The sequence below is a fragment of the Nocardioides dubius genome, assembly GCF_039528155.1.
In the GTDB taxonomy this organism is placed as follows: Bacteria; Actinomycetota; Actinomycetes; order Propionibacteriales; family Nocardioidaceae; genus Nocardioides; species Nocardioides dubius.
The window spans coordinates 84,663-91,370 of record NZ_BAAALG010000014.1; the positions used below are offsets into that span (position 1 = coordinate 84,663).

Sequence of the window (6,708 nt, forward strand, 5' to 3'; positions counted from 1 at the left end):
TCTCGGCGGATCACATGCCAAGATCGGAGCATGTGGCAGCCGCAGCCCGGATGGCACGCGCTCCCGGGCGGGGGCGGGCCCAGCACCCTGGGAGCGTGGCGTGCCGTCGTGGGGGAGCAGGCGGTGGTGGTCAAGCGGATCGCCGCCCCGCAGCCGGGCGACCCGGGAGAGCTCAGCGACCCGCACCACTTCGCCTACTGGCGCCGGGAGGCGGAGGTGGTCGGCTCAGGTCTCGTCGAGGCAACCCCGGGGCTGCGCGCGGGCGGTCCGGGCGCCGTCGACGAGGACGACGAGGGCATCACCCTGATCCAGCCCTGGATCGAGGACGCCGCCAACAACGGCCTGGCGATCGCACGCTGCCTGGGTCGCTTCGCGGCAGCCCGCATCGAGACGCCCTGGCTGGCACGCGACCAGCTCCGCGACCGGATGGGCCGGGTGGAGCGCAACGGCGGGTGGCGGACCCTGGGGCGCACCACCCTGGCCGACATCGCCGATCGGCTCTGGAGCCGGCGGATCGGCCTGATGGATCGCCTGGACGCATTGCCGCAGGTGCCGCAGCATGGCGATGCGACGCCGGCCAACCTGCGCGGACGCGAGGACGACGACGTCCTGGCCATCGATTGGGGGAGCCTCGGCACGGGCCCGGTCGGCGCTGACCTCGGCTACTTCGCGCTCAGCGCCCGCGAGCAGCTGACGCCGTTGGTCGAGGCCCATCTGCTCGGCCTGCCTGCGGGTCTCGCCACCCGTGTCGAGGTGGAGCTCGGCGCCCGGGTGACCGCCGTCTACACCGCCTTCAACCGGGCGGAGTGGGCGCTGGCGCGGGTCGCCGTCGGCGAGGGGCCGCTGGTGGCGAAGCTCCGGCATCCGAGCGTCGCGCCGTACCTGCGCTCCTTGCAGCGGCTGGTTCCGGAGATCGAAGCGTTGCTGTGAACGACTGAGCCGTCACAAGCGCAAGCTCGACTGTTACAAGCGCAAGCTCGGCGTCAGCGCCAGATGTCGCAGGCGGCGTAGTCGCCGGACTCGTACCCGGTGCGGAACCACTGCTCGCGCTGCTCGGAGGAGCCGTGGGTCCACTCGTCGGGGTCGACGCGTCCCTGGCTGACCTTCTGGATGTGGTCGTCGCCGACGGCCTGGGCGGCCGCGATCGCCTCGCGCAGGTCGTTCTCGGTGGGGCCCTCGGCGAAGAGCGGCTCGCCGTCCGCGGTGTCGGTGCTGACCGCGTTGTGCACCCAGAGCCCGGCGTAGCAGTCGGCCTGCAGCTCCAGCTTCACCGCGTCGCTGTTGCGGCCCTTCTGGGTGCGCACGTTGCCCATCTGGCCGGTCAGGTTCTGGATGTGGTGCCCGTACTCGTGGCCGAGGACGTACCACTCGACGAACTCACCGGGCGGGCCGCCGAGCTGGCGGACCAGGACGTCGTCGAAGAAGTCGGTGTCGAGGTAGACGTTCATGTCCCCGGGGGCCGGGCAGTAGAACGGCCCGACCGCGGCGCTGGCCTGGCCGCAGCCGGTGCTGATCGAGCCGGTGAAGGTGACCGTGGCCGCCGGCTGGTAGGAGACTCCCGCGGCCTGCTGCAGGGTGTCGCCCCAGTAGTCCTGGATCGAATTCACCACCGCGACCCGGCCGCAGTCGTGGCTCTCGGCTGCGTCCTGGCCGGTCTTGCAGTCGTCGTAGCGCCCGGTGTCGGCCTGCGAGCCGCCGGCCACCTGCAGCTGCGAGGGATCGAGCGCCAGTCCGCCCGTGCCGCCACCGCCTCCGCCGCCGACGCACTGCATGAGCACGATGGCGGCGATCACCAGGACCAGGCCGAGCCCGCCACCGCCGGCGACCTTGCCGCCGGGGATCGGAAGCCGCATCCCACCGCCGCCGAGGCCACCACCACCGCTGCCGGCGTCGCGGACCTGTCCCGAGTCAAGCCGTGCCTTGGGGTTGAAGCGCATGCGAGTGCCTTTCGCGCGGGCTCACCGATTCCGATGGCCACCGTTACCACCCGTACACTAACCACCCTGATGATTACCGCCCAGCAACTCGAGGTCCGGGCCGGTGCGCGGCTCCTCATGGAGAACGTCAACTTCCGTGTCGCAGCTGGTGACAAGGTCGGGTTGGTGGGCCGCAACGGCGCCGGCAAGACCACGCTCACCAAGATCCTGGCCGGCGAGGCACTGCCTGCCGGCGGCAAGGTCGTCCGCAGCGGCGAGCTCGGCTACCTGCCGCAGGACCCGCGGGTCGGTGACCCCGAGGTGCTGGGGCGCGACCGGATCCTCTCCGCGCGTGGTCTCGACGAGGTGGTCCGCCGACTGCGCACCGCCGAGGTCGAGATGGGCTCCGACAATCCGGAGATCGCCGAGCGCGCGATGAAGCGCTACGCCCGCGCCGACAACGAGCTGCACGCCAACGGTGGCTATGCGGCCGAGTCGGAGGCGGCCACCATCGCCAGCAGCCTGGGCATCGAGGAGCGGGTGCTCAACCAGCCGCTGAAGACCCTCTCGGGTGGTCAGCGCCGCCGCGTGGAGCTGGCCCGGATCCTCTTCTCCGACGCCGACACGATGCTGCTCGACGAGCCGACCAACCACCTCGACGTCGACTCGATCGTCTGGCTGCGCGGGTTCCTGCAGAACTACAAGGGCGGGCTGATCGTGATCAGCCACGACAACGAGCTGCTCGAGGCGACGGTCAACAAGGTCTTCCACCTCGACGCCAACCGCGCCGAGATCGACGTCTACAACATGGGCTGGAAGGCCTACCTCACCCAGCGTGAGACCGACGAGCGACGCCGCAAGCGCGAGCGCGCCAACGCCGAGTCGAAGGCGAAGACGCTGACCGACCAGGCGAACCGGATGCGCGCCAAGGCCAGCAAGGCCTCTGCCGCCCAGTCGATGCTCAAGCGGGCCGAGAAGATGGTCGCCGGCCTGGAGAGCGAGCGTCAGTCCGACAAGGTCGCCCGGATCAAGTTCCCCTCGCCCGCCCCGTGTGGCAAGACGCCCTTGATGGGCAAGGAGCTGTCGAAGTCGTTCGGCTCGCTCGAGGTCTTCATGGACGTCGACCTGGCGATCGACAAGGGCAGCCGGGTGGTCATCCTCGGCTTCAACGGTGCCGGCAAGACGACGATGCTGCGGATCCTGGCCGGCGTCGACAAGCCGGACACCGGCGAGGTGGTCCCCGGGCACGGACTCAAGGTCGGCTACTACGCCCAGGAGCACGAGACCCTCGACGTGAACCGCACCGTGCTGGAGAACATGCAGAGCGCGGCTCCGCAGCTCACCGACACCGAGGCGCGCAGCGTGCTGGGCTCCTTCCTCTTCTCCGGCGACGACGCCCACAAGCCCGCCGGGGTGCTCTCCGGTGGCGAGAAGACCCGGTTGGCGCTGGCCAGCCTGGTCGTCTCCAGCGCCAACGTGCTGCTGCTCGACGAGCCCACCAACAACCTCGACCCGGCTTCGCGCGAGGAGGTGCTGGCGGCGATCCGCACCTACGAGGGCGCGATCATCCTGGTCACCCACGACGAGGGCGCAGTCCGGGCCCTCGAGCCGGATCGCGTGCTGCTGCTGCCCGACGGCGACGAGGACCTCTGGTCCGAGGACTACGCCGACCTGGTCTCGCTCGCCTGATCGATGGCCGCGCATGGCATGCTGCGGCACATGGAGACTCGTGAGTACGCCGACGCCGGCCTGAAGGTCACCCTCGACGGCGCGGTGGCGACCCTGCTGCTGAACCGTCCGGAGGCCCGCAACGCGCAGCACCCCGCGCTGTGGGCGGCGATGGCGGAGGCGATCGACTCCTTCGGGGAGGAGATCCGCGTCGTTGTGGTGCGGGGCAGTGGCGGCACCTTCAGCGCCGGGCTCGACCTCGCGCTGCTCGACCCGTCGCGCGCCGGCGAGGCGGACAGCATGGTGGCCCTCGCCGCCCGCGGGCCCGAGGCGATCATCGACCAGATCGACGTCTACCAGCAGCCCTTCGTCAAGCTCGCCGACCCGCGGTTCATCTCGATCGCGGTGGTCGACGGCTTCGCGATCGGGGCAGGCTTCCAGCTCGCCCTCTGCTGTGACCTGCGCCTGGTCGCTGACGACGCTCGGCTCTGCATGAAGGAGCCCGCCCTCGGCCTGGTCCCCGACCTGGTGGGAACAAAGCCACTGGTCGAGGCCGTTGGGTATGCGAGGGCTCTGGAGATCTGCGCCACGGCCCGTTGGGTGAGTGGTGAGGAGGCCGGACGGATCGGACTGGCTCAGGTGGTGGCTCCGGCGACGGAGCTCGACGCCGAGCTGGCCACGCTGATCGGCGGCCTCACCCAGCATCCGGCGGCAGCGGTGCGGGCCACCACCGAGCTCCTGCACGACGCATCCGCACGCACGCTCGACGAGCAGCGCCTCGCCGAGCGGACCGCGCAGGCCGCCCGCTTCGGTGAGCTGGCCGCCGCGTTCCAGTAAGACGACCACCAGGAGGTACCCATGTCAGGGATGGGCGGGATGGGAGCCACCTTCCGGACGCTGCGCACCGATCGCAGCATCGTCAACAACAAGCTGGACCGGCACACCGTGCGCCGGGTGCTCAGCTTCGCCGCGCCGCACCGACGGCTGATCGCCGCCTTCCTGGCGATCACCGTCGTCGACGCGTGCCTGGTCGTGGTCACACCCCTGCTGGTGCAGCGGATCGTCGACCACGGCATCCTCGAGGGCGACACCTCGCTGGTGGTCTGGCTGGCCGCCGCGATGGCCGCGACCGCACTGGTCGGCGGGGTGCTCTCGGTGCTCAGCGGGTGGTTCTCCTCCCGGATCGGTGAGGGACTGATCTTCGACCTGCGCACCAAGGTCTTCGGCCACGTGCAGCGGCAGTCGATCGCCTTCTTCACCCGCACCCAGACCGGTGCCCTGGTCTCCCGGCTCAACAACGACGTGATCGGTGCCCAACGCGCCTTCACCTCGACCTTGTCCAGCACGGTCTCCAACAGCATCTCGGTGGTCGTCGTCGGCGTCGCGATGCTGGCGCTGAGCTGGCAGGTCACCTTGGCATGTCTGGCGCTGTTCCCGATCCTGCTGCTGGCCTCGCACTGGGTGAGCAACCGGCTGGCCGGGCTGACCCGTGAGCAGATGGACGGAAACGCCGACCTCGGCAACCAGATGACCGAGCGGTTCAACGTCGGTGGCGCCATGCTGCTCAAGCTCTTCGGCCGGCGCGCCACCGAGGACGACCTCTTCGCGCAGAAGGCCAGCACGGTCCGCGACCTCGGCGTCCGGATCTCGCTGATCACCCGGATCTTCACCGCCACCATGACCACCGTGCCCGCGCTGGCCACGGCACTCGTCTACGGCGTCGGCGGCGCGATGGCGATCCGCCAGGAGCTCAGCATCGGCACGGTGCTGGCGCTGGCCACCCTGCTGCTGCGACTGCTCGGTCCGTTGCAGGGACTCTCCAACGTGCGGGTCGACGTGATGACCGCGCTGGTCAGCTTCGAGCGGGTCTTCGAGGTCCTCGACCTGCCCTCCGCGATCGTCGAGCGCGACGACGCCAAGCGGGTGCGCAGCGGCCCGATCGGGGTGGAGTTCGACCACGTCGCCTTCACCTACCCGACGGCCGACGAGATCTCCCTGGCCTCCCTGGAGCGGATCGCGCGCCGGGGCAGTGCTCCCAGTGGCCCGGTGCTGCGCGACCTGACCTTCACCGCAGAACCCGGGCAGATGGTGGCGCTGGTCGGCCCCTCGGGGGCCGGCAAGACCACCGTCACCCACCTGATCGCCCGGCTCTACGACGTCAGCGGGGGAGCGGTGCGCGTCGGCGGCACCGACGTGCGCGAGCTCGAGCTCGAGTCGCTGGAGGACGTCGTCGGCTATGTCACCCAGGACGCCCACATGTTCCACGACACGGTGCGCGCCAACCTCCGCTACGCGCGCCCCGACGCCGACGACCAGCAGGTCTGGCAGGCGTTGGAGGGGGCCCGGATCGCCGAGCTGGTCCGCTCGCTGCCCGACGGCCTCGACACCGTGATCGGCGACCGTGGCTACCGGCTCTCCGGTGGCGAGCGCCAGCGGCTGGCGATCGCCCGGCTGCTGCTGAAGGCCCCGGCGGTGGTGGTCCTCGACGAGGCCACCGCGCACCTCGACTCGGAGTCGGAGGTCGCCGTCCAGGCGGCCCTGGAGAGCGCCCTGGCCGGTCGCACCTCGATCGTGATCGCACACCGGCTCTCGACGGTGCGCAACGCCGACCAGATCCTCGTCCTCGACGACGGCGAGATCGTCGAGCGGGGCACCCACGATGATCTGCTGGCTCGGGGCGGCCTCTACGCTGACCTCTATCGCACCCAGTTCCAGCAGGTGCCCGACTACCCCGGCGACGTCCTCTGCGCCTGGTGCGACCAGCCCGGTCCGCACGAGCACGGCGCGAGCTCCGAGCCGGTGCCCGCCAAGGAGTGACATGGATCTGCAGCTGTCCGAGCGCGTCTATCTGGTGACCGGGGGAGCCGGCGGCCTGGGCCGTGCCACCGCCGAGCAGCTGGTCGCGGACGGCGCCCGGGTGCTGCTCACCGGGCGCAACGAGGAGTCCCTGCAGCGCGCCGTCTCCGAGCTGGGCGGCAACGCCGCCTACCAGGTCGCCGACAACGCCGAGGCGACCGCCGCCGAGGCCCTGGTGGCCACGGCGCTGGCGCGCTGGGGTCGCCTGGACGGCGTGCTGATCTCGGTCGGCGGGCCGCTGACCGGCACCTCGACCGGCACCAGCGCC

The 6,708-nt window shown here is 70.8% G+C and carries 6 protein-coding genes; 5 read left to right on the plus strand and 1 reads right to left on the minus strand.

Going from position 1 to position 6,708, the window contains the following annotated elements:
* Positions 1-30 precede the first annotated feature (30 nt).
* Positions 31-930 carry a phosphotransferase gene (locus ABD151_RS19585; protein ID WP_343996532.1) on the plus strand — a complete coding sequence of 300 codons (900 nt, stop codon included), beginning with the start codon at positions 31-33 and terminating at the stop codon, positions 928-930.
* A gap of 53 nt (positions 931-983) precedes the next feature.
* Here ABD151_RS19585 and ypfJ read toward each other — a convergent pair whose 3' ends face one another.
* Positions 984-1,937 carry a KPN_02809 family neutral zinc metallopeptidase gene (gene ypfJ, locus ABD151_RS19590; protein ID WP_343996533.1) on the minus strand — a complete coding sequence of 318 codons (954 nt, stop codon included), beginning with the start codon at positions 1,935-1,937 and terminating at the stop codon, positions 984-986.
* A gap of 69 nt (positions 1,938-2,006) precedes the next feature.
* Between ypfJ and ABD151_RS19595 the strand changes: the two genes are divergently transcribed.
* The 4 genes from ABD151_RS19595 to ABD151_RS19610 all read left to right on the plus strand — a co-directional run.
* Entirely contained in the window at positions 2,007-3,605 is a 1,599-nt protein-coding gene (locus ABD151_RS19595; RefSeq protein ID WP_343996535.1) for an ABC-F family ATP-binding cassette domain-containing protein, read from the plus strand.
* Positions 3,606-3,635: 30 nt separating this feature from the next.
* A complete protein-coding gene (locus tag ABD151_RS19600; protein WP_343996536.1) occupies positions 3,636-4,421 on the plus strand; it encodes an enoyl-CoA hydratase/isomerase family protein in 786 nt (261 codons plus the stop codon).
* A 21-nt stretch (positions 4,422-4,442) separates the two neighbouring features.
* Positions 4,443-6,401: an ABC transporter ATP-binding protein gene (locus ABD151_RS19605; RefSeq protein ID WP_343996537.1), complete on the plus strand. Its 1,959-nt coding sequence runs from the start codon at positions 4,443-4,445 to the stop codon at positions 6,399-6,401.
* A 1-nt stretch (position 6,402) separates the two neighbouring features.
* A partial coding sequence (locus tag ABD151_RS19610; protein WP_343996538.1) for an SDR family NAD(P)-dependent oxidoreductase occupies positions 6,403-6,708 on the plus strand: 306 nt, incomplete at its 3' end.

Coding starts and splice junctions, on each gene's coding strand:
- ABD151_RS19585 (WP_343996532.1), top strand. CDS start 31: ATGTGGCAGCCGCAGCCCGGATGGCACGCGCTCCCGGGCGGGGGCGGG.
- ypfJ (WP_343996533.1), bottom strand. CDS start 1,937: ATGCGCTTCAACCCCAAGGCACGGCTTGACTCGGGACAGGTCCGCGAC.
- ABD151_RS19595 (WP_343996535.1), top strand. CDS start 2,007: ATGATTACCGCCCAGCAACTCGAGGTCCGGGCCGGTGCGCGGCTCCTC.
- ABD151_RS19600 (WP_343996536.1), top strand. CDS start 3,636: ATGGAGACTCGTGAGTACGCCGACGCCGGCCTGAAGGTCACCCTCGAC.
- ABD151_RS19605 (WP_343996537.1), top strand. CDS start 4,443: ATGTCAGGGATGGGCGGGATGGGAGCCACCTTCCGGACGCTGCGCACC.